The sequence below is a fragment of the Kitasatospora cathayae genome (assembly GCF_027627435.1).
GTDB lineage: Bacteria > Actinomycetota > Actinomycetes > Streptomycetales > Streptomycetaceae > Kitasatospora > Kitasatospora cathayae.
Window position 1 is genome coordinate 298,396 of sequence record NZ_CP115450.1, and the last position, 22,053, is coordinate 320,448.

General features: G+C 70.5%; 17 protein-coding genes and 1 pseudogene. 11 read left to right on the forward strand and 7 right to left on the reverse strand.

The features are described from left to right. Window positions 1-161: 161 nt before the first annotated feature. A complete protein-coding gene (locus O1G21_RS01610) occupies window positions 162-1,085 on the reverse strand; it encodes a phosphotransferase family protein (RefSeq protein WP_270140073.1) in 924 nt (307 codons plus the stop codon). Between the two features lie 57 nt (window positions 1,086-1,142). Between O1G21_RS01610 and O1G21_RS01615 the strand changes: the two genes are divergently transcribed. After that, window positions 1,143-2,017 (forward strand): IS5 family transposase gene (locus O1G21_RS01615; RefSeq protein ID WP_405000571.1). Its coding sequence is split into 2 segments (ribosomal slippage): window positions 1,143-1,524 and window positions 1,524-2,017, totalling 876 coding nucleotides; the frame shifts between segments, so codons are not numbered across the junction. A 131-nt stretch (window positions 2,018-2,148) separates the two neighbouring features. Here O1G21_RS01615 and O1G21_RS01620 read toward each other — a convergent pair. Then, window positions 2,149-2,697: a TetR/AcrR family transcriptional regulator gene (locus O1G21_RS01620; protein ID WP_270140074.1), complete on the reverse strand. Its 549-nt coding sequence runs from the start codon at window positions 2,695-2,697 to the stop codon at window positions 2,149-2,151. 20 nt (window positions 2,698-2,717) lie between these two features. On the opposite strand from O1G21_RS01620, the gene O1G21_RS41635 reads away from it, so the two are divergent. Continuing rightward, entirely contained in the window at window positions 2,718-3,353 is a 636-nt protein-coding gene (locus tag O1G21_RS41635) for a transposase (protein WP_405000777.1), read from the forward strand. Window positions 3,354-3,809: 456 nt separating this feature from the next. Here the strand turns inward: O1G21_RS41635 and O1G21_RS01625 are convergent, their stop codons facing one another. Continuing rightward, a complete protein-coding gene (locus O1G21_RS01625; RefSeq protein WP_270140076.1) occupies window positions 3,810-5,027 on the reverse strand; it encodes a GNAT family N-acetyltransferase in 1,218 nt (405 codons plus the stop codon). 369 nt (window positions 5,028-5,396) lie between these two features. Here O1G21_RS01625 and O1G21_RS01630 point away from each other — a divergent pair, with 369 nt between their 5' ends. The 4 genes from O1G21_RS01630 (at window position 5,397) to O1G21_RS01645 (ending at window position 9,384) form a co-directional block, all read left to right on the forward strand. After that, window positions 5,397-5,894 carry a hypothetical protein gene (locus tag O1G21_RS01630; protein WP_333493416.1) on the forward strand — a complete coding sequence of 166 codons (498 nt, stop codon included), beginning with the start codon at window positions 5,397-5,399 and terminating at the stop codon, window positions 5,892-5,894. A gap of 183 nt (window positions 5,895-6,077) precedes the next feature. Then, window positions 6,078-6,467 carry a hypothetical protein gene (locus tag O1G21_RS01635; RefSeq protein WP_270140078.1) on the forward strand — a complete coding sequence of 130 codons (390 nt, stop codon included), beginning with the start codon at window positions 6,078-6,080 and terminating at the stop codon, window positions 6,465-6,467. Window positions 6,468-7,193: 726 nt separating this feature from the next. Then, a complete protein-coding gene (locus O1G21_RS01640) occupies window positions 7,194-7,652 on the forward strand; it encodes a PQQ-binding-like beta-propeller repeat protein (protein WP_270140080.1) in 459 nt (152 codons plus the stop codon). Window positions 7,653-7,863: 211 nt separating this feature from the next. Beyond that, window positions 7,864-9,384 carry an ISL3 family transposase gene (locus O1G21_RS01645; RefSeq protein WP_270140082.1) on the forward strand — a complete coding sequence of 507 codons (1,521 nt, stop codon included), beginning with the start codon at window positions 7,864-7,866 and terminating at the stop codon, window positions 9,382-9,384. Window positions 9,385-9,455: 71 nt separating this feature from the next. On the opposite strand, the pseudogene O1G21_RS01650 reads toward O1G21_RS01645, so the two are convergent. Both O1G21_RS01650 and O1G21_RS01655 read right to left on the reverse strand, forming a co-directional pair. Beyond that, window positions 9,456-10,454 (reverse strand): annotated as a pseudogene (locus O1G21_RS01650) (transposase); the annotation flags it as partial. A 253-nt stretch (window positions 10,455-10,707) separates the two neighbouring features. Continuing rightward, on the reverse strand, window positions 10,708-11,049 hold the full coding sequence (locus tag O1G21_RS01655) for an asparagine synthase-related protein (RefSeq protein WP_270140085.1): 342 nt from the start codon (window positions 11,047-11,049) through the stop codon (window positions 10,708-10,710). Window positions 11,050-11,198: 149 nt separating this feature from the next. Between O1G21_RS01655 and O1G21_RS01660 the strand changes: the two genes are divergently transcribed. Both O1G21_RS01660 and O1G21_RS01665 read left to right on the forward strand, forming a co-directional pair. After that, entirely contained in the window at window positions 11,199-11,786 is a 588-nt protein-coding gene (locus O1G21_RS01660; RefSeq protein WP_270140087.1) for an RNA polymerase sigma factor, read from the forward strand. Next, a complete protein-coding gene (locus O1G21_RS01665) occupies window positions 11,787-12,506 on the forward strand; it encodes a hypothetical protein (RefSeq protein ID WP_270140088.1) in 720 nt (239 codons plus the stop codon). A 773-nt stretch (window positions 12,507-13,279) separates the two neighbouring features. On the opposite strand, the gene O1G21_RS01670 is transcribed toward O1G21_RS01665, so the two are convergent. Further along, window positions 13,280-14,569, reverse strand: coding sequence for an SUKH-4 family immunity protein (locus O1G21_RS01670; RefSeq protein ID WP_270140089.1), 1,290 nt, complete (start codon window positions 14,567-14,569; stop codon window positions 13,280-13,282). 871 nt (window positions 14,570-15,440) lie between these two features. On the opposite strand from O1G21_RS01670, the gene O1G21_RS01675 reads away from it, so the two are divergent. The 3 genes from O1G21_RS01675 (at window position 15,441) to O1G21_RS01685 (ending at window position 19,651) form a co-directional block, all read left to right on the forward strand. Continuing rightward, window positions 15,441-17,552, forward strand: a complete 2,112-nt coding sequence (locus O1G21_RS01675; RefSeq protein WP_270140090.1) for an outer membrane protein assembly factor BamB family protein — start codon at window positions 15,441-15,443, stop codon at window positions 17,550-17,552. 336 nt (window positions 17,553-17,888) lie between these two features. Further along, window positions 17,889-19,145: an SLC13 family permease gene (locus tag O1G21_RS01680; RefSeq protein ID WP_270150742.1), complete on the forward strand. Its 1,257-nt coding sequence runs from the start codon at window positions 17,889-17,891 to the stop codon at window positions 19,143-19,145. 14 nt (window positions 19,146-19,159) lie between these two features. Continuing rightward, window positions 19,160-19,651 carry a universal stress protein gene (locus O1G21_RS01685; RefSeq protein WP_270140091.1) on the forward strand — a complete coding sequence of 164 codons (492 nt, stop codon included), beginning with the start codon at window positions 19,160-19,162 and terminating at the stop codon, window positions 19,649-19,651. Window positions 19,652-19,913: 262 nt separating this feature from the next. Here O1G21_RS01685 and O1G21_RS01690 read toward each other — a convergent pair whose 3' ends face one another. Then, window positions 19,914-21,830, reverse strand: a complete 1,917-nt coding sequence (locus O1G21_RS01690; RefSeq protein WP_270140093.1) for a putative Ig domain-containing protein — start codon at window positions 21,828-21,830, stop codon at window positions 19,914-19,916. Between the last annotated feature and the right edge of the window lie 223 nt (window positions 21,831-22,053).

Below are 22,053 nucleotides of genomic sequence, written 5' to 3' on the forward strand. Positions count from 1 at the left end.
TCCGTCGTCGAGATCGTCACGGCACCAGCGGACACGGGCCCCGGTGATGTGAAGTTCGCTGCGGCAGATGCTGTCTGGCAAGCCGTCGGCCAGAAGCCGGACCGGCATCCATGGATCGGTGAGGAGGGAGTCCTGTCTTCCCATAGCGACTCAGGTCGCTGTCACACGAGCAGTGCCTCGAGCTCCGGAAGTCGGCCGAACAGGACCGGGAGGCCGCGCACGCCGTTGCGCGCGGACTCGTGCGACAGCGCGAGGTCCGGGCCGGTGCTTGCCTCGACAGCGGCGAGGCACCGGAGGATGTTCCACCTCGTGTGCCCCAGCCAGCCGCCGATAATGTACGCGAACCAGCTTGGACCTGACGGCGGCGGCGCTCCGCCCCCCGCGACATAGCCGTCGAGGACCGAGCGGAAGATGGCGGGCTTGATGTCGTCGAAGCCAGGCCCCTTGGCGAGGCTCAGCGCAGTGGAGCCGAGCTCACCGGACAGGTCGAGCATCCCCGAGAGCTCCCAGTCGAGCACCACCGGCCGACCCTCTCGGGCCAGCAGGTTCCACGGTTGGATGTCCCCGTGGGTCAGCACGACGGGGCCTGGCCGTTCGCAGGTGTCGACGAAGTGGGCGATCGCGAGGAACGTCTCGACGTGGGAGGCGAGTTCGTCGGCCCACGGCTGTCCGGTCGCCACCGCCCGCGCGGCGAGCTCGGGCCAGTCCCGTGGCGTCGGGTCCTCGATCGACACATGGGTCCACGCGACGTCGAGCGCGTGGATGCGCGCGAGGATCTCACCGATCTCGAACGCGTACGCCGCCGACACCGGTGCTTCGGGCACCTTCTCTCCCTCGACCCATCGGTGAACGAGCGTGTCGTGGCTGGCCGAGATCGGCTCCGGCATCGGGACACCGGCGGCGAAGGCCGTCCGCTCAAACCTGAACACCTCCTCGACGCGATAGGTCCAGCGACGGTCGACGAGGTTCAACTCCTTCACGGCGAACGACCCTTGGTCGGTGTCGAGCCGGTACATCCGGTTGGCGAACCCGCCATGGACGCGGGTCATCGGCCCGATCGGCACGCCGAGATGCGAAAGGTTCACCCACGCATGCTAGGGTCTGTTCAGAAGTGGATCAAGGTCGTGCGATGATCACGTTCCATGGCTCGGGGAGATCTGTCAGTCACGCAGCGGGCGGTGCTGGAACTTCTGTTGCCGCGGGGCGTCAAGGCCGGTCGGCCGCCGGTGCACACCAAGCGGCAGCTGATCAACGGCATACGGTTCCGCACACGCACCGGCATACCGTGGCGGGATCTTCCCGAGCGGTACGGGCCGTGGGAGACGGTGTATGGACTCTTCCGTCGCTGGCAGCGCGACAGCACGTGGCACCGGATCCTCGAGCAGCTGCAGGCCCGCGCGGATGCGAAGGGCCTGATCACCTGGGACATCTCCGTCGACTCCACGATCGCCCGCGCGCACCAGCACGCGGCCGGCGCGCGCAAAAAGGGGATCTACAGGTCGAGCCACCCGGCGGCGTCTTCGCCGAGCCTGATGACCACGGACTCGGACGCTCTCGCGGTGGACTGACCACCAAGATCCACCTGGCCGTCGAGCAGACCCAGAAGCTGTTGTCGCTCGTGATCACCGCCGGACAACGGGGTGACTCCCCGCAGTTTCAGGTCGTCCTGGGCCGCATCCGGGTGCCGCGTCTCGGCCCGGGGCGCCCTCGTACCCGGCCGGACAAGGTCCGTGCTGACAAGGCGTACGGCTCCCGCGCGAACCGCGTTTACCTGCGCAGCCGTCGTATCGGCTGCACGATCCCGGAGAAGCGCAACCAGATCGCCAACCGCAGGAAGCACGGCTCCCGCGGCGGTCGGCCACCGCAGTTCGACAAGGACGACTACCGCGAGCGCCATGCCGTGGAGTGCGGCACCAATCGCCTCAAGCGCCACCGCGCGGTCGCCACGAGATACGACAAACTCGCTGTCCGCTACGAAGCGACCGTGCTGATCGTAGCCATCAACGAGTGGCTGTGACCAGCACTTTCGAAACACGCCCTAGCGCCTTGGGGCCGCTGGGAGATCGTCCGGAAGTCTCCCCTTGGGATGACGCGATCGATGCTGAGGGCGGGCGCTGGCGTGAGATGCGAAGTGAGCCAGCAGATGGATCACCGCGCAGGCCTGGCGGCTGGCGTCAGCGGTAGGCGGCCAGGAATACGCGGACGCCTTCGTCCGCGAGGCGTTCGAGGTCGGCTGCGGGCTGGGTCCCCGTCGTAGCCGTGGAACATGGCGTGGTCCATCGGGATGGCCAGGATGAGCCAGGCGAAGTGGCTGGCGGCGAGTAGCGGATCGTCGACCCGCAGCAATCCGCGCCCCGCGAGGTGCTGGAAGCAGTCGGCCAGGGCCCTGACGGTGCGCTCGGGCGCCCGCTGGTAGTAGTCACGGGCCGCTTCGGGGAAGCGGTCGGCTTCGGCGATGAGCAGTCGGCGTAGTCGCAGCCCCTGGGGCTGGATGACGGTGGAGATGTAGTGGCGGGCGAGTTGGCGCAGGTCCCGGTCGAGGTCGTCGGTGTCCTGGAGTGCGGTGATGGCGTCGACGAACAGGCCGACCTTGCTGCTGGCGTTGAGGATGATGGCGCCGAACAGGGTCTCCTTGTCGGTGAACTGCTTGTAGACGGTCTGCTTCGACACGGCCGCCATGGCCGCGATCTCGTCCATGCTGGTGCACCCACCGGGTCCTGGACCTGCTCCCCGAGCGCGACGCGGCCACGCTCGCCCCATGGCTGGCCGCCCACCCACAGATCGAGGTGATCTGCCGGGACCGCGCGAGCGCCTACGCGGAGGCCGCTGACACCGCGGCGCCCCAGGCCAGGCAGGTTGCCGATCGGTACCACTTGTGGGCGAACCTGGTCCGCGCCGTCGAGCGCACCGTCATGGACCACCGGGCCTGCCTGACCAGCCTGCCCGTCGTCGAGCCGGAACCCGAGCCCCAGTGGGAGGCCCCGCTACCCACCGGCAGCGACACGGCCGGGCCGGCCAACCCGACCGGACGAATGGCCGACCGCCGCCGCGAACACCACGCCTTGGTCCACCAGTTGCTGGCAAGCGGCATGAGCCTGCGCGAGGTCGCCCGCCACCTGGGCTGGGGCCGCCACACCGTGCAACGCTATGCCAGGGCGAAGCACTGGCAGGACATGGTCAAAGGCCAGCTTCCCCCCGAGCGAGCAAGCTCGACCCCTACAAGGCCTACCTCGCCCAGCGCTGGGAGGAGACCGAAGGGAAGATCACCGGCCTGGCCCTGCTGGAGGAGATCAAACGGCGGGGCTACCGGGGCAGCTACACGATCCTCGCCGTCTCGAAGCAGCACGCCCTGACCGCTGCGGACAGCGTACCGCCACCGCCCCCGGCACCCACGGTCCGGCAGGTCACCGGCTGGCTCACCCGCCACCCAGCAGGCCTCACCCCTGATGAGGCAGTCCAGCGCAAGGCCGTCCTGGCGCACTGCCCCGAGCTCGACACCGTCGCGCGCCTGGTCACCACCTTCGCCCGCATGCTCACCCTCCTGGAAGGCGAGCACCTCACCGACTGATCACCGAAGCCACGGCTCCCGACCTGCCCGCACCTTCGCCGCCGGCCTGAACAGCGACTACGCCGCTGTCGAGGCCGGACTCACCAGCCACTGGAACTCTGGCCCCGTCGAGGGAGCCGTCAACCGGATCATGCTGAAACGACAAATGTTCGGACGCGTCGGCTTCGCACTCCCACGCAAGCGAGTCCTTCTCGCCTGACGCTGCGTGACCACCGCGGCCCCTGTCTGCAGCCGCGCGCGGTCAGAACCAGTGCAGGCAGTGCGGGGAGCGTTCGGCGCGGAAGAGGGTGTCGGCGCGAGCGGCCACGTCCGGGTGGTGGGCGTGGATGTGGCCGGCGCGGACGAGGGCGCTCGGAGTGGTGCCGCCGAGGTAGATCGCGCCCAGGTCGCGGACGTCCAGGGACAGGTCGGGCTTGCGGTCCGTGGGGACGCAGTCGGCCTTGCCGTCCTGGACGGTGAGCAGGTAGCGGCCGTGCTCGTCGAGGAACGGGTCGGTGACGTCGAGGACAAGCTCGCCGTCGGTGAACCAGCCGCGGGCAGTCAGGGCGCGCGGAATGTCGAGGAGCCGGACCCAGAGCCAGTCGGTCTCGCTGCTCTTCTGGCCGGCATTGAAGTCCGCCAACTGCCAGCGCAGCGGGTGGTCCGGCGGGACGTGCTTGAAGACGACCTCGGTGACCAGGTCGTGGCCGAGGGCGAGCCGGGCCAGGGCGGTGGCGGCGGTGTCGTTCGTGGTGATCGTTTCGTCGATGGTCAGGGTGCCCGCGCCGTCCAGGTAGTAGGTCGCGTAGCCGTCCGGGACGCCGTCGGCGTCGCGGTGGACGGCGACGTAGCGCGGCGCCGGGGCGACCGGGGGCATGCCGGCGCCCAGGGCCCACCAGTGGGGCGGGCGGGAGATCGCGCCGGGCTGGGCACGGCGGTAGCGGTCGTAGAGCTGCTCCAGGAGCTCGCCGCAGTCGGCGCGGTTCAGTATCTCGATCGAGCCGATCTCCGGGGTGTGGGCTCCCGCCCGGGGGGCGTTGAGGGCGGCGCGGTGGCGCGGGACGGTCAGCCGGCCGGTGTAGGTTGCCGGGCCGTAACCGAACCTGCCGTAGATCTGGGACTCGGAGGCCAGCAGTACGGAGAGGAACTCCCCGCGGTCGCGGAACTCGGCGAGCTGATGCCGCATCATGGCAGTGAGCACGCCCTGGCGTCGGTGCGTGGGCAGGACGCCGACGGCGGTGACCCCGGGAGCCGGCACGAGGGCCCCGCCGGGGAGGGTGAGCTCGAAGGAGTAGGCGGCGGCGGTGCCGACCGGCCGGCCGTCCTCGGTCCGGGCGAGCAGGCAACGGTCCGTTTCGTACGCCGCCCAGAACACTCCGCTGCCGTCCTCGTTCGGGGTGTCCGGGAAGCGGGCGAACGCGATGTGGACGGTGGCGACGAAGAGATCGCGCTCCTGGTCGGTCGTGGTGCGGATGTCCATTGGTGCCGTGGCCTCCCCGGGTGAAGGGCTCCACGACGCGTGGTGCCCCGTCACATTGGAGTCATGCTCCGTGGCGGGTGCAACCGAATATCGGCCGGGACGGCCGGGTGGAGCGACTCAGTGCTCGCGGGTGATCAGCGGGGGCCCTCCGACGTAACGCTGCGTGGCCGCGTCACACAACTTGGACCAGACCCTTCTGTTTGGCCCCACCTGGCGGCCGGCGCGGTGAGGTGTCGGCGGCAACTGTGTCTGCTCATGTCAGTACGACCGAAGGTGCTCGGCTCCCCGTCCGGTTCAGGTTCCGGAAGAGGCGAGAATGCTCGGCGTAATCGAGAGGCGATACGGGAAGAGTGCGGAACACTGCGCCAGGTGATCGTGATGCAGCCTGTCCTGGAGATCAACATCCCCGAGGGGTTCGACCTCTGGCCTATCTCCAGGATCGAGCCGCTCGCCTTCCTGCCCCTGAACTGCGAACTCTCACCCGCCGAGGTCGGGACGGCGATGATGCGCATCATCGGCTGCAACGACATCGACCCCCACGGGGACCGCCCGCCACGGCCGACTGACCCGGTCGAGTCCTTCCTTCATGGACTGCTGACCTTCGACCACCTCTACGCAGCCGGTGGCCTGCGAGTCGCCGACCACTCCACGGGGGTCACCTTCCAGCCTGGCTGCTGCGACGGACTGGAAGACTGGCGCGACTGGCACGTGTTCGTCGATGGCGGCAGTCTGCTTGAGTTCGGCCACGAGCCCGTGTCACCGATTGCAGAACGTTTCGGAGACACCGTCCGGCTCACCGTCAACGCCGAGCAGAGTGACAGCCCGGTGATCGAGCTGTCCGTGACCGAGTTCCGTCACCGAGCGTGACCTGACCAACTTCCTCGCGTTGGCGACCGACTGGGTCCGTCAGCAAATGCCCGAGCACTCTGATCCGGTCATTGCCGCCATTGCCCGAGTTCTCGACCTGCCCGCACCGGCCGTGCCGCCAGAGCCATAGGACGGCCGTGCACTCGTTTGGCGGCGCCGGCCCCAGTGGTGGATGATCTTGGCGTGCTGGTGCGTACCGAGTTGCTGCCGCTGGATCCGTCGGGGTTGCCGAGGGTCCGGGTCCACACCCCTGTCGGCAGCGCCATGGCGGTATGGCGCGGTGGCCTGGACGACGCGACTGGCTGGCACCACATCGAGTGGACCGTCGACTCGGACCTCCTGTGGGGATGCAACACACGGCTGACCTCACTCGCCGAACCGGGGGTGCGCGAGGAGGCCGGCCAAGTCGTCCTCCGAGGACGCCTCCAGCTCACCGAAGACGGCACTGCTGTCCTTGAGCTGGGTGACACGCAGGTGCTGTTCGATGTCGGTTCACCGCCGCCGCCCGACAGCGCCTGGGTGGAGATCGGCGTCAAAGCGGACCAGGTGGAGCTGTACCCCTACCTGCCCTGACCGGTCGAAGTCACCTGTCAATCAGTCAAGATCATTTTTTCGGAGGACAGGCCGTCCCGCCTGGGACGGGCATCAAGACACCTCACGGTGCCAAGCGGTCGAGTTGATCTCTGGTAGCTCCTGGGGTGGTCGAACAGAGCGGATCTTCGTGCGCCAGAATCACGGCATGGTGATGGCGCGGCATTGGTAGTCGTCGGCTCCCGTTGTGGACGGTTTCCCACTGCTGGACGAGCCTGGGTTCTGGGCCGCGCACCTGGCCGACCTGTGCGATGACGTGTCGCCGGAGGCCTTCGGTGTGGACGCCGCTGATGCTGGTGCCATGTTGGAGCGGCTGCACGACAAGTCGGCCTGGCCGGCGTTCACGGTCCCGTTGGAGGGCGGGTTCGCGATCGTCGTGCACTCAACAGCGGCGAGGAGTTCACGAGCACGGACTACTTCCTGGTCCACTCGGGCAGCACCGATGCGGTCCTGGCCAGCAGGTCTGGAGGGTACCCGTCGGCCTCCCCCAGAACGCCCCCGCCATCACGGCGCTGGAAGTGCTCGGAGTGCGCGGCTCGACGGCGGTCGTCGCAGGCTCCGACCCGACCGATCCGAACAAGATCACGGCGATCCTTACAGCCGTGGACCTCACCGCCAGGAAGGAGATCTGGACCAGGAGGTCCCTGGAATGAGGCCGAGGACCTGGTCGTCGGTGAGCGCAACATCGGATGGAACTCGGACAAGGGCGTGTACAGCGCCACTCTGCAGCCCGCCGGACCCAACCGCGTCGTCTTCCAGGGCCAGACCGTCCGCGACGACGGCCTCGTCTGGTTCCTGGACAGCACGACCGGCCAGCAGGTCGCCGACCTCAGCAACGGCGCTTACACCCATAAGTGCACCTACGACGACCGCTCCGTCACCGTCTGCGCGGGCGCCACCGTTTTCGCCTTCGACCCCTCCACCGGCAAAACGCTGTGGAAGCTACCCGACGATGCCAAGACCCGGGTCGCACCCGAGGTGACCGCGGTCTGGCACGGCATCGTCTACGGAAAGACGGGCAACGGGGCCGTGACCCTCAACGCGGTCACCGGCCAGGACGTGCCGACCGACCCGGAGGTCGCACCCGTCCTCGTCAACAGCTACGCCGAAGTTGCCCCCTCCTCCGCCAGCGGATCCGCACTCGCGGTCTACCCCGTCATCGGCTGACCCTCAGGCCCCACCGACGGAAGCCGCCCAGGGACCCGCACGCCGACGAACCGCTAGCCCCGGACTTCGCACATGGGCGTGAAGATCGATAACCGAACGACGGGGGCGTGTAAGCGATCTGGCTCTTACAAGATTTTCGTAACCGGTGATCGCTTCAACTCGCCTATGGTGTCGCTTGGTTAGCGGTGAGACGCTGTCTGGGTGTGTTGTCATGGTGGGGGACCTGCTGCCGCAGCTGGCCGCGGTGCAAGTCGAGCGCGTGGAGGCCAGCGGGGATCTACTGAGGATCACTGCCCGGACCAGGGATGACTTGCCGGCGGCGTGTCCGTTGTGCGGGCAGTCGTCGGACTGGGTGCACTCTCGATACGAGCGGCATGTCGCAGACGAGGCGGTGGGCGGTCGGGCGGTCGTGATCGACTTATCGGTGCGCCGCCTGTACTGCGAGAACCCAGCCTGCGAGAAGGTCACCTTCGCCGAGCAGATCGACGGGCTGACCCGGCGTTACCAGCGTCGCACTCCTGCTCTGCAGAAGGTGGTCGACGCGGTCGCCGTGGCACTGGCCGGGTCGGCCGGGGCCCGCCTGCTGGGCGTGCTGCACCACGTGCTGACCTGGGCGGGCGTGCTGAACTGCTTGATGCGCATCAGCCTGCCCGCCCGGGTCGTCCCGCGGGTGCTGGGCATCGACGAGTTCGCCCTGCGCCGGGGCCACCGCTACGCCACCATCCTGATCGACGCCGCCACCGGCGAGCGCATCGAAGTCCTGCCGGACCGCAAGATGGAGACGGTGACCGCCTGGCTGAAGGCCCACCCCGGCATCGAGGCCGTCTGCCGGGACGGCGCCGGGGGCTTCGCCCAGGCCACCACCGATGCCGACCCCGCGATCACTCAAGTTTGCGACCGCTGGCACCTGTGGCACGGCCTGGCCGAGGCTGCTCAGAAGGAAATCGCAGCCCACAGCGGATGCTGGGCCAAGGCCGGGCCGCCCCTTCGGGAAGGCACCCGCGCCGCTACCACCCTCGAGCGGTGGCAGCAGGTCCACCAACTGCTCGATGCCGGGGTCGGCCTGCTGGAATGCTCCCGCCGTCTGGGCCTCGCACTGAACACGGTCAAGCGCTACGCCCGCCACACCGAGCCCGAGCGCATGGTGCGGGCGCCCCTCTACCGGCCCACCCTGGTCGACCCCTACCGCGATCACCTACGCCGACGCCGGGCCGAGGACCCCGCAGTGCCCGTCACCCACCTCCTGCGCGAGATAAGAGAACTGGGCTACACCGGCAGCGCGAACCTCCTGGTCCGCTATATCAACCAGGGCCGGGTCGAGGCCGACCACGCCAGCCTCTCCCCGCGCAAGGCCGCCCGCCTCCTGCTCACCGACCCCGACCACCTGCGCGAGGGCCAGCGAGTGCTGCGTGACCAGCTCGCTGGCGCCTGCCCGGAGATGACTGCCCTGGCAGACGCTGTAGGCGACTTCGCCGCCCTCCTCACCCCGAAACCGGCCAATGCCGAGGCGCTGACCGGATGGATCACACGGGTCCGGGCGGCGGATCTGCCGTTCCTGCACGCCTACGCCACCGGCCTTGAGCGCGACCGCGCCGGCGTCGACCACGCCCTCACCTTGCCCTGGCACAACGGCCGCACCGAGGGCGTCAACAACAAGATCAAGCTGCTCAAGCGGCAGACCTACGGCCGCGCCGGACACCGCCTTCTACGCCAGCGCATCCTGCTCAGCTGACCAGAGCCGAGGGCGATCACCGGTTACGAAAATCTTGTAAGAGCCAGCGATCTCGTGTAAGTGCCTCGTAGTTATCGGATGCTGAGCCGGTCCTCGAAGAAGAGCGAGAACTGGTTCAGCGCCTCCTTCCAGTGTGCGGCGACGTGGTTGATGTCGCGGGCCCTGGGACTGATCTGCTCCCGGACGGCGAGGTAGAGCACCTTCAACGCGGCCTGTTCCGAGGGGAAATGACCGCGGTTGCGGGTGGCCTTCCGCAGCCGGGAGTTCATCGACTCGACCATGTTCGTGGAGTACACGACCTTCCTTATCGCGGCTGGGAACGCGAGGTAGGGCGTGAACTCGCCCCAGGCCGCTCGCCAGGTGCGGACCACGGCCGGATAGCGTTCGCCCAGCTCGGAAGCGGCTAGCTCGTCCAGGGCCCGCTCGGCCGCCTGCTCGGTCGGCGCGCCGTAGATCGCCCGCAGCGCCGGCACCAGGGCGGAGTGGTCCCTGCCCGAGGACAGCCGCAGCGAGGCGCGAATCAGGTGGATCACACAGGTTGGTGATGATCGCGACCACTCCGCGCGGTTCGGCGGCGGACGGCTCGGTGGGGAGAGTCTGGGAGTCCATGCGCTCACGGTAATGAGCCGACTGTCCGTCATGCCGCAGCGGCCAGCGTGTGGCGGGAGAACCAGGCCGCCGCCATCAGGGCCTGCATCCGGGTGCGGTCGAACCGCCCGCCCGCCCGGCCGCAGGCCGCCGGCCAGCAGCGGCTGAAGCCCGCGCGGGGCCTGGTCGAGTGCCGAGCTGATCTGGGCCCTCGCCCAGGGCTCCAGCGGGCCGGACAGCCAGCTCGGGACCGGGGAGGCGAAGCCGAGCTTGTCCCGGCTGCCCCAGACCTCCCGCGGCAGGCCGAGGGCCTTCGCCGCGTCGCGCAGGATCCGCTTCCCGGCCGCCGGGTCGGCGATCTTGTGCTCGACCGCAAGCCGGTAGGCGAACTCGACCGGGTCCCGCGCCAGGAACGGCGAGCGCCGCTCCAGCGCAAAGGCGGAGGCGAGCTTGTCCGAGGTCATCACCAGCGGGCGCCAAGCCGTGGCCAGGTCCGCCAGCGTCAGCCCCCGCGCGAGGTCACCGTCCGCGCGGCTCAGGGCGTCGGTGACCAGCTCTCGGAGCCGTCCGTCCGGGTCCTGCCCGCGCAGGACCAGCTTCACGATCGCCTCGGCCGGGCTCATCGGCCCGCCCGCCTCGTTCACGAGCTTGGACGCGAGCGGCCGGTAGGCCTCCAGCCCCGCGCCCAGCACCGCGTCCGGGCCGAAGAGGACGAGCGCGTGACGGACGTAGCCATCAGGAACTCGTCTGGCCCGAGTCCGCCGACCACCACCCGCAGGCCCGTTCGGCGACCGCCCGGCAGGCCATGTGCTCGGAGAACGTCGACGCGTTGCCCATCGGGTAGTCCAGCGCGTGCATGATCTCCGGCAGCGCGCGGGTGAAGTCCTGGATGGTCGGCTCGATGACCACCAGCTCGGCGCCGATGTCCCGGGCGACGGCCGCTGCCGTCGCGGACTCGTCCAGCCGGTCCTGCCCGGGGTAGCGGACCGTGACGCAGACCTGCGGGCGCATCAGGTAGACCAGCACCGAACAGCCGGTCGAGGAAGTCGACCGCCAGGGCGGCACCGGCGAAGTCATTCGCGGTCCAGTGACGACAGACATGACATCGCCTCACATGCCAGCCCTCTGAGTACCGGGGCCTCAAAGTGGATTCTGGTTCGGATGTAACGCTCCGGTCGTGCGTCGCCAAGAGGAGATGTGGGGGACGGACAGACAAGGGAGTCGATGTGAGGAAACCGCCGGACAGCGGTCTGGTCGCGCGGATCGGTGAGGATCCAGAGGCGTTCGAGGCCTTCTACCGGGAGCACGTGCAAGCGGTGCTGCGGTACGCGACCCGGCGGACCCGGGACCCGCACGCTGCGGCCGACCTGGTCACCGAGGTCTTCCTCGCGGCGATCTCCGCCGCCGGCGGGTACCGGCCGCAGCTGGGCACGCCGATCGCCTGGCTGCACGGCATCGCCCGCAACGTGGCCGCGTCCCAGGAACGGCGCGCGGCGCGGATCTGGGCGGCGGAGGGCCGAATAGCCGGCCACCGGCTGCTGGACGGCGATGACATCGCACGGCTGGAGGAGCGCATCGACGCCGAGCGCGCCTCGCGACAGCTGCTGGAACGCATCGCTCTGCTGCCGCGCGGACTGCGGGAGGTGCTGGAACTGGTGGCGGTTGACGGTCTGAGCGTCTCCGAGGCCGCCAAGGCACTCGGTACCAGCACCGTGGCTGCCCGGGTCCGGCTGCACCGGGCTCGCAAGGCCCTCCAGCAGCCCGGCGCCAATCCCGATTCCTCTCCGTCCCCCTCGTCCCTTGTGGAGGCCTGAATGAACGCCGAACGCTTCGAGGAGCGGTTGATGCACGAGCTCAAGAACCATGTCCAGCAGCGGGCGGAGAGCCCGCACCCCGACCAGTCGGCCACGGCCCGACCCCGCCGTGGCGTCCGCGTGCGCTGGGTCCCGGTCGGTCTGGCCTCGGGTCTGGCCGCCGCCGTGGCAGGCGTCGCCCTGACCGTGCTGCCGAGCCAGCCCGCGGCCGCCTACACCCTGCAGAACGACGGGAGCGACCTCGTCAAACTCACCATCGTCAACCCGGCCGGGAAGATCGACCTGGGCAAGCTGCAGAAGGATCTGGACCGCATCGGCGTTCACAGCCGCGTGCTGGCCGGTGACCCCGACTGCGCCACCCCGTGGGGCGGTCCCGACCCGACCGCGTCCCCCAGCCCGTCCTCGTCCCCGTCCACCTCCCCGAACCCGCAGCCGCCCCGCGGCGAAACGCCGCGCTCGGCCCCGCCCGGTTCGGCGCACCCCTCCCCCGGCGACACCAGCCTGCCGGCCGACGGCTGGGACATCGGCGGGGAAGACGGCAAGACCGTTCTGTACATCCGCCCCGGCAAGATCCCCGCCGGCAAGCTGCTCATGGTGGGCTTCCCCCTCGCCAAGACCGACCCCTCCCACGCCTACGGCGTGATCACGGCGGGTCTGCTGGACGGATCGGGCCCGGACTGCCTGCCGGCCCCGCCGCCCGGCACGGTTCACTTCCAGTAGAGCCATGACTGTGCCCACGGTCGTCTCGCGGCCGTACTGACCATCGTGTCGGCCGCCCGGCCGCGGCGTCATCCTCCGCCGCGGCCGGTAGCGGCGGAGGATGACGCGTGTCGGCGACCGGCTCGCGGGTCCGCGGGCGCGACCGGGGCGTATGCGGCCGTGGCCGGCCTCAGCGGCGGCCGACGGCCTCGCGGGTGCGGCGGGCGGCGTGGTGGAGGCGTTGGAGGGCGACGAAGCGGTTCATCCGGTCGGCCTGGGTGAGGCGGTACTTGAAGCGCAGCTGGGGCTGAGGCCGGCCTGGGCCTCGGGGCCGATGGCCTGGAGAAGGCGGCTGACGTGCTGCTGGTAAGCGGCGCGGTCGGGGATGGGTCCAGAAGCGATTCCCAAAGCGGACGTAGCTTCAAGTCTTCACTGTTCAGGCATGTAGTCGTCGCCGGGTAGGCAGGCTGGATCCGCTGTGTTCACGCTCGCTGTGTGCGGAGGTGGCGGAGGCCGCGCGGCGCGCGGCCGTCACCCGCGAGGAGGTCGTCGATGTCCCTATGCGTCGATCAGCGATCGGTCACCCGAACGAGGTCGACACACGCGACAGTTCGATGAGGAGGCGTGCCATCCGCATTGGGAATCGCTTCTGAGGCGCGACGCGAGGTCGCACGCTGCGAGTGGTCGCGGAGGAAGGAGGTCGGCATCGATGACGTGATCCGGGCCACTGCCCAGGGCCCCTTCCCTCCCTGACGTGCGTTGCAGGCGACGGCAGGGCGCGCTCCAGGCCGGGCTCAGCCGAGGAGGTAGCCGTAGTTGCTGTCGTTGGCGCAGACGTTCCAGAGGGTGTCGTCGTGTGCCACGGACGGGGCGTCGAGCTGGGCGAGCAAGTCCAGGGCGATCCGTTCGAGGGTGAACTTTCCGAAGAAGGCGTTCCAGTCGGTGGGCCCCGGATTGTAGGGGTCGAGCTTGAACTCGTCCTTGTAGTCGTCCTCGTAGTCGTCGAAGTCCTCGTCCTCGTTCTGCATGGCGTCCCACAGCTCGGCGAGCCTGGTGAGAGTCCAGATGGCCAGGTAGAAGGCGGACAGGTCGGTGTGGAGCAAGTCGGAGGCGCAGTCCTCCAAGTCCTCGCCCTCGACCGCCTCGATACGGCCGGTGGCTCCGTCCAGCAGGATCTCGTAATCCTGTCCGGCCGCGCCTAGGCGGATGAGGTCGCGCTGGGCCGGGCAGTGCGGCTCGCCATCGTCGTCCGCCTGCCAGGAGCCGGAGTCGCGCAAGGTGACGAGCGGGCGCGCCTCGCTGTCTCGCAGGTAGCCGCTCGTGGGCAACCCGACGGTGGTGAGCAGGCGGCGGGTGGGCTCGTGCCGCAGGGTCGGCGGCAGGTCCTCGGGGCTGACGGGGAGCATGACGAGGTCCTCCATCAGCTCGGGTGTGATGTCGAAGGCAAGGGACTCGGCTGCGTCGTGATTGCGGCGGGCGGCCCAGAGCAGGCCGTAGCCCGCCAGGACGGCGGTCCAGTGCGGGGCGTCACTGTACTGCGTGAACACCGCGGGGTCGGTGGCTTGCATTCGCTCGCAGACCGCCCTGGTCACCTCGGTCATCACATCCCGGCCACGTCGGCCGTCGTGCGCCGTGGGATCGGCGGCGGTCGCGCGGAGGGCTTCCAGCTCGTGCACGAACGTGACCAGCACGGACAGGTCGCTAGCCACGAGGTCGGTGACCAACTCGCTGCCCGCGCTGCACCTCCCATCGACGATGAACACTTGACCGGTCACGGAGTCCAGCACGAGCCAGTCGCCGAAGATCGGCGGATGGCCACCACACTCACCAAGGACGAGCAGGTGGTCCGCGCCGGCGGTCGGTTGCTCCAGCCGGCCCGAGACCGGCCGCAGCCAGACGGCCGGGTCGGTGTGGAGGCGTACGTACGCGCCGCCCTCGCGGGGCAGGCCGACCTCGCTCAGGAAACGCCGGGTCGGTTCGTGGACCAGATCGTCGGGCAGGGCGCTGGTCGGGACCCGGATCAGATCGTCGGCGCCGAACCACTTCGCCACGCTGTCTGCTGTGATGGTCGTCCTGAGCTGCACTGTCGCCGTCCTCGGTATCGATGCTTGATCGGCCGTCACCTTATCCGTCGGGCCGACAGCGGGTGTCTTGTGATCTTTGCCGTGCGGGTTGGCTGGGTCGGCCCGACCTCACCGAGGAGGAGGGCATCATCCCGAAGGCCATGGAGGAGCCGGAGCTCAGCGGGACCGGTGAACGACCTGCTCGACGGCAACGAGCGGCATGGCTACCCGAAGGCCTGCGGTGAGGCGATGGCTCCGCCGACGCCCGGAAGCGATGTACAGGCCGCTCGGTGAGCAGTCGCGATGCGCGCGTCCCCACGGACTGATCAGCAGAGCACCATCGACGACTCACGGTGACCGAGGCCGACGGCCGCCGGAGAATGGGCGACACCTCGACATACGAGCTCACCAGTCCCACGGGCCGACCCCAGGCGTAGCCGGCCTTGACGAGCCGGTCCCAGTTGATGCCCGTCAGGGCTTCCCGGTGGGCGATGGTGGTGGCCACGGCTTCGCGCGCGTGGGGGTGTCCGGGGTGGCCTCCGGGGAAGAGCCGGGGGGCGTCGTCCGGGGTGCCGATTCTGGCTTTGCCGCGGCACGTCGCGACAGGCTCGCGGACCGGCAGAGTCAAAAGACCGGTGTAACTCCCGATCAAGGAAGTAGCACCTGACGAAGGAGATGACCGTTTCGGCCGAGGCTGTCGCTACCCGATCGTTCGTGCACTCGTGGACAGCCTTCGGGGGTCCGTCCGCGAGCGCGGGCTGACCCGGGCGGGCGCGCCCGGCCGTTCATCCGGCGGGGGCGGGACAAGGCACCCCCATCGGTCTTCTACACTCCTGGGCTGCGGCGGGCTGACCCGCCGGGAACAGACCAGCCCTGAGGGAGCCGAACCACCATGCCGATACAGCCGCTGGCTGGGGACGACCCGGCGGAGGTGGGCCCCTACCGGCTGCTCGGGGTGCTGGGTGCGGGCGGGATGGGCCGGGTGTACCTCGCCCGGTCGGCGGGTGGTCGGACGGTCGCGGTCAAGCTGGTGCGCCCGGAGCTGGCGGACGGCGAGGAGTTCCGGGTCCGCTTCGCGCGGGAGGTGGCGGCTGCGCGGCGGGTGGACGGGGCGCATACGGCGGCGGTCGTCGATGCGGACCCGGACGCCGCTCAGCCGTGGTTGGCCACGGCGTACGTGCCGGGCCCCTCGCTCAGTCAGGCCGTCCGGCGGTACGGCCCGCTGCCCGAGGCGTCGGTGCGCACGCTCGGAGACGCACTGGCCCGTGCTCTGGCCGCCGTCCACCGAGCCGGGCTGGTCCACCGTGACCTCAAGCCCTCCAACGTGCTGCTGGCCGCCGACGGGCCGCGGGTGGTCGACTTCGGCATCGCCCGTGCCGTCGACGGCGACCGCCTGACCCGTACCGGGGTCGCGATCGGCACACCCGGCTTCATGTCACCCGAGCAGGCCAACGGTCAGGTGGTGGGCCCGGCGTCGGACGTGTTCTCACTGGGTTCGGTGCTGGTGTTCGCCACGACCGGTCGGGGCCCGTTCGACAGCGACTCCGGTCCGGCCGTGCAGCTGTACAAGGTGGTCCACGAGCGGCCCGACCTGGCCGACGTTCCGGACGGTCTGCGGCCGCTCGTCGAGCACTGTCTGGCCAAGGAGCCGGAGCGGCGACCCGCACTCGTCGAACTACAGGAGCGCCTGTCGGCCGGGGCGGCGGTCGACTGGCTGCCCGCGCCCGTCGCAACGGCGATCGCTGTACAGTCGGCCGCCGTACTCGAACTGGAGACCCCGAGGCCCGGTCAGCGGCCCGGCGCCGTGGCCACCGCCGCAGCGCAGTCGGAAGGACGGCCCCGCCGGGCCGTCCTGTTGGGCGGCGCCGCAGCGCTGGCCGCCGTCGTGGCCGGCGGGGCGGCAGCCTGGCGGCTGACCGACCGGAGTGGTGGGGCGACCGGCTCCGCCACATCCGGCCCGAATTCCCCCGACGACACGGACTCCCGGCCGCCGTCGCGCAGTCCGGGGCCGGACGCCGCGCCGAAGCCGGTCTGGACGTACGACGCGATCGGTGCTCTCAACGCCCCTCCGCTGGTGGCCGATGGCACGGTGCTGCTCGGCGGCGACTCGGTGTTCGCGCTGGACAGCGCCTCAGGCAAGGAACGGTGGCGGATCCGGGACGCGAGCACGTACCAACTGGCCGCGGCTCACGGAACCGCGTTCTTCACCGTCGCCGGGGACCTGGTCGGCCACGACCTGAAGTCGGGGGCACAGCGCTGGAGGTACACCGCCACCGCGACCGCGCCGACCCAGCTGCTCGGCGCCGACGACCACGGCGTCTACACGCTGGCCGACCGCGGCGCCGACCTGCGCGGGGTGGCCGGTTTCAGCCCGGAGACGGGGGCGGTGTCCTGGTTCTCGGAGCGGCGGACGGCGCCCGAACCGGGCGTGAGCTCGCTGATGGCGCCCGACCACGTGCTCTACGGCGACGACAAGGGGAACCTGGTCTGCCGCAGCACCGCCGACGGCCGCGAGGTGTGGTCGGTGAGCACGGGGGCCCCGCTCGGCCACCCGATGTGCTGCGACGGGGAGCGGGTCTACTGCGCGTACCGACAGCGCGGGCTGCAGGCCCTGCGGCTCGCCGACGGCAAGCAACTCTGGTCCGTCGAGCCACCGGCGGACGGGCAGAGCGCCTACACCCCGCCGACCGTCGCCGACGGGGTGGTCTACGCGACCGCGGCCGACACCGACGTCCACGCGTTCCGCGCGGGCAGCGGTGAGAAGCTGTGGAGTTGCGGGCTCCCGGATGGCACGGTCGCCCCCGTGCAGGCCCAGGTGGTCGCCCGCACGCTCGTCGTTCCGACCGGCGCCAGCGGGCTCTACGCGATCGACACCGCCACGGGCCGGATCCGGTGGACCTTCCGCACCGGATCCGACTCCTCGCACGACTGGCTGCTGACCACCGACGGACAACGGCTGATCGCCCAACACGGCGCCGAGGTGTACGCCCTGCCGCTGACGTAGCCGGCACCGTTCGCGCCTATCCACGTCACGCAGACCCGGCACCCGTCAGCGGCCGGGCGTTGCGCTCGACATGAGGTTCTACGAGTGGGTGTGTCACGAACGCCGAAGGGGGCTCGATGCAGGTAGAGCTTCGTGAGGCGGTGCTGCGTGGAAGACGAAGGTTCTGGCCCTTCGGAGTCGCCCTGCGGGAGGAGGCTCTTGGGAGCGGACGGGGCCGGTTGATCGCGAGCGGCTCGCTGTCCGGTTGGCCGACGTCCGGGTGGGCGGCCGGGCGCCGGTCGGGGCTCTCTGGTTCGATAGGAGCTGCCGTCACCACCAGCCACGAGGAGCAAGGCCCTGAGTACGTCGTTCGCCGAGGCGCTGTCCGTCGGGTTGCTGGTGCTGGTGCTGGTCTGCGCGGTGGTGCGGCCGTGGGGGTGGCCGGAGGCGGTGGTCGCCGTTCCGGCGGCGGGGCTGGTGGTCGCCACCGGCGCGATCCCGGCCGGGCACGCCGTCGCCGAGGCGCAGCGGCTGGGGCCGGTGATCGGGTTCCTGGCGGCCGTGCTGGTGCTGGCGCAGCTGTGCGACGACGAGGGCCTGTTCCAGGCCTGCGGGGCGTGGATGGCCCGTACCTCGGCGGGGAGTGCGCGGCGGCTGCTGGTGCAGGTGTTCGCGGTCGCGTCGGTGATCACGGCGGTGCTGAGTCTGGACGCCACCGTGGTGCTGCTGACACCGGTGGTGTTCGCCACGGCGGCCCGGCTGGGTGCCCGCCCGAAGCCGCACCTCTACGCCTGTACGCATCTGTCGAACACCGCCTCGCTGCTGCTGCCGGTCTCCAACCTGACGAACCTGCTGGCCTTCGCCGCCAGCGGGCTGAGCTTCACCCGGTTCGCGGCGCTGATGGTGCTGCCGTGGCTGGCGGCCATCGCGGTGGAGTACGTGGTGTTGCGCCGGTTCTTCGCCGCCGACCTGGACGCGGGTGCCCCGGCTCCGGCCGGGGCGCGGGCGCCGGAGACGCCGCTGTTCGCCCTCGTCACGGTGGCGGGCACGCTCGCCGGGTTCGTCCTGACCTCCGTGGTCGGGATCGATCCGGCCTGGGCGGCGCTGGCGGGCGCCCTGGTGCTCGCCGTCCGGGCGCTCGTCCAGCGCCGCACCACCCCGGCGGCGGTCGTGCGCTCGGCCGCCGTGCCGTTCCTGGCCTTCGTCCTCGCGCTCGGCGTCGTGGTGCGGGCGGTGGTCGACAACGGGCTGGCCTCCGCGCTCGGGCACCTCGTCCCGCACGGGACCTCGCTGCCGGCGCTGCTCGGCGTCGCAGCGCTGGCGGCCGTCCTGGCGAACGTCATCAACAACCTGCCAGCCACCCTCGTCCTGCTCCCGCTGGCCGTCCCGTCCGGTTCGGGTGCCGTTCTGGCGGTGCTGCTCGGGGTGAACATCGGCCCCAACCTCACCTACGCCGGCTCGCTGGCCACCCTGCTGTGGCGGCGGATCGTGCGTGAGCACGACACCGACGTCGGCCTGGGTGAGTTCACCCGGCTCGGGCTGCTCGTCGTGCCCGCTGCGCTGGTGCTGGCCGTGGTGGCACTGTGGGGGTCCCTGCAGATCATCGGAGCGTGAGGAGGCTGACCGTTGTGACGGTAGTCGTCTGGATCACCGAGGGCACCTGGCCCGCCTGCGTGGACGCCGCCCGCGCCCATGCGCCGCGGGACGCGCAGATCGTCCTGCTGCACGTCAGCGGCCAGGACGTCCCCGGCCTCGCGCACGGGGCGTTCGCCGGTCTGCTGGGGCGCGGCCACCGCGAGCGCGACCCCGGCGACCGGGTGGAGGATCTGGCCACCGCCTCCGCACGGCAGTTGCTCGACGCCGCGGCGGACCGGCTCGGACTGCCCTGCACCCGGCTGGAGCGCACCGGGCGCACCGAGCGCGAGGTCGTCGCGGCGGCGGAGGGGGCCGGGCTGCTGGTCCTGGCCCGCGACGGCGACCGCACCCGCCTGGGGCCGCACAGCCTCGGCCCCGCCACCCGCTTCGTCGTCGACCACGCCCCCTGCCCCGTCCTGCTGGTCTGGCCGGAGACCGCACCGGGCGCCGACACCCTGCCGCCCCCGCCGGACCATCACCTGTGACGCGACCGGACGTGCGCGGCGGTGGTGCCACGAGGCATCACAGCCGCGAGGGGCTGCGCACACAGCGACAGTTTGCTTGAGCAGATCTGACGAGCCTGGGTACGGTTCGACGCCCCCGTTCCCGGCAGGTACCGGGAACGGGGGCGTGGGGGTGGAACCGGTGAGTCTGCTGCCCGGGGCGAGGCGGTGCGGGAATCCGCCGCTGCGGGATGGGCCCGGCGGCTGGGAGCCGCCGGGCCCGGCGCCGGGACGCGGACCAGGGTCAGCTGGTCTGGATCGCGGTGTCGTCGATCACGAAGCTGGTCTGGAGGGAGGAGTCCTCCACACCGGTGAACTTGAGGGTGACGCTCTGCCCGGCGTAGGCCGACAGGTCGACCGTCTTCTGGGCGTAGCCGGTGTTGTGGTCGAGGTTGGAGTAGGTGGCCACCGTGGTGCCGTTGACGGTCACGGTGAGCTTGTCGTACTGGGCCGTGGTGGTGGTTTCGGCCGTGTCGATGTGCAGCCAGTAGCTGAGGGTGGCCTTGCAGCCCGTCGGGATGGTGACGGCCTGGGAGAGGGTGTCGGTGTGCGAGGTGCCGTACCCGTCCAGCCAGGCCTTCCAGGAGCCGCTGTGGGCGGGCTCGGACGACGAGTTGTCGATGACGCCGCTGGTCGCGGTCCACGGCGCGGCGGAGCCGGTCTCGAAGCCGGGGTTGCCGAGCAGCTGGGCCGGGGTGCAGGAGCCGCCGCTGCCGCTGACCGTCCAGCCGAAGCTGGTGGAGCCGGTGGCTCCGGTGGTGTCCTTGGCGGTGGCGGTGACGTTGTAGCTGCCGGCGGTGGTGGCGGTGCCGGTGATCAGGCCGGTCGCGGAGTTGATGGACAGACCGGTCGGCAGGCCGGTGGCCGAGTAGGTGTAGCTCTGGCCGGAGGCCGAGTCACTGGCCTGGATCTGCAGGCTGACCGAGGCGCCCTGCGCGGTGGTCTGGTTACCGGGGTTGGTGACCGTCACCGTGTTGCCCGTCGAGCCGCCGCCCACGATCGGGTGGGAGATCGCGCAGGAGTTGGTGTCGTTCGACCAGCTGGCCTGCTCGGCCCAGGTGCCGAAGCTGCCGAAGGTGATGTTGGCCGCGCCGCCCGTGGTGCCCGGGGACAGCCAGGCGCACTCGTCGGAGTTCTCCTGGCCGTTGTACGAGCTGCCCGACACGTGGTTGGTCCAGCCGCCGGCCGGGTTCTGGTCGGACATCATCTCGTGCCACTCGTGGCCGAGGGTCATCGTGAAACCGTCCAGCGTGCCGGGCGAGTTGACGAAGCCGACGCCGCAGCCGGAGCCCGAGTCGATGTTGTAGGGCTGGTTGCTGAACGCGACGTCGCCGTACGGGGAGGTCACCGCGCCGCCGGTGAGCGTGGTGTCACCGTTGTAGTCGTGCCAGGCGCAGTACTGGCCCTGGTAGTTGTCGGGGTTGGTGCCGTGCGGCGACATGATCACGTAGTAGGCGTCCCGGTTGGCCGCCGCCGTGGTGTTGCCGAAGTGCGCCGCCGCGTTGACGGCTTCCTGGCCGAGCTGGTGCCCGGTGGCCGCGCTCGGCGACGCCGCCGCGTTGTCGTACCACACGCCGGCCAGCACCCCGCCGGCCTGGTACGGGATGAAGTTCGCGTTCGAGGGGCAACTGGTGGCGCCCACGGCCACGTTGGGCCCGTCGCACCATTGCGTCAGGTCCGCGGACCACAGCTCGTTGCCGGTGCCGATGCCCTTGAACATCTGCTGGGCGGCGCCCGCCGCACCGGCCGAGTCCCCGGAGAACTTCGCGTTCCCGTTGGCGTCCGTGCTCTGGGTCCCCCACTGGTTGCCGTAGAAGACCAGGTAGACCTTGGAGTGGCCGCTCTGGACACCGATGCCGTCGATCCCTCCGCCGTAGGAGAGGGTCTGGGGGCCGGTGGCCGCATCGCCGCTGGTCTCCTGATGGGTGGCGGCCCACTGCTTGATCTTCTCGTTCTGCGCGATGGTGGGCACCGCGCCGTGCCGGTAGGGGTGCTGGTAGGCGGGGCTGTACGGGTTGGTCACGGTGCCGTTCTGCGACGACACCGGCTGGTCCGCCGCCTGGGCGGCGCCGCCGGTTGTCAGCGCGGCGGTGACGAGGGACAGCGAGGCGACGGCGGCCAGGGCCAGCCTTCTGCTCGCACGGCTACGGGGAACGCCCATGTGTGGGGGATCCTCTCTCCCGCCGTCTCCGGCGCCGGTCGGCCCGGATGACGGCTCGTGGCATGACGGGGTACGGCGATCACACGGGCGAGAGGCGCGTAGAATCGGGGGCGGCCCGTGCTAGCCGGTAGTGCTGTGGGGGGCTGACGCGCAATGACCGACGCCGCGTCAGCGAACTGAGCACCAAGCGATGGTGGAGCAGCGGTACCAGCGCCGGCCGCCG

Bases quoted from the DNA above. Each gene is read 5' to 3' on its own strand.
- O1G21_RS01620 (WP_270140074.1), bottom strand. From the start codon at position 2,697: ATGGACGAGATCGCGGCCATGGCGGCCGTGTCGAAGCAGACCGTCTAC.
- O1G21_RS01625 (WP_270140076.1), bottom strand. From the start codon at position 5,027: ATGGACATCCGCACCACGACCGACCAGGAGCGCGATCTCTTCGTCGCC.
- O1G21_RS01645 (WP_270140082.1), top strand. From the start codon at position 7,864: ATGGTGGGGGACCTGCTGCCGCAGCTGGCCGCGGTGCAAGTCGAGCGC.
- O1G21_RS01655 (WP_270140085.1), bottom strand. From the start codon at position 11,049: ATGACTTCGCCGGTGCCGCCCTGGCGGTCGACTTCCTCGACCGGCTGT.
- O1G21_RS01665 (WP_270140088.1), top strand. From the start codon at position 11,787: ATGAACGCCGAACGCTTCGAGGAGCGGTTGATGCACGAGCTCAAGAAC.
- O1G21_RS01675 (WP_270140090.1), top strand. From the start codon at position 15,441: ATGCCGATACAGCCGCTGGCTGGGGACGACCCGGCGGAGGTGGGCCCC.
- O1G21_RS01690 (WP_270140093.1), bottom strand. From the start codon at position 21,830: ATGGGCGTTCCCCGTAGCCGTGCGAGCAGAAGGCTGGCCCTGGCCGCC.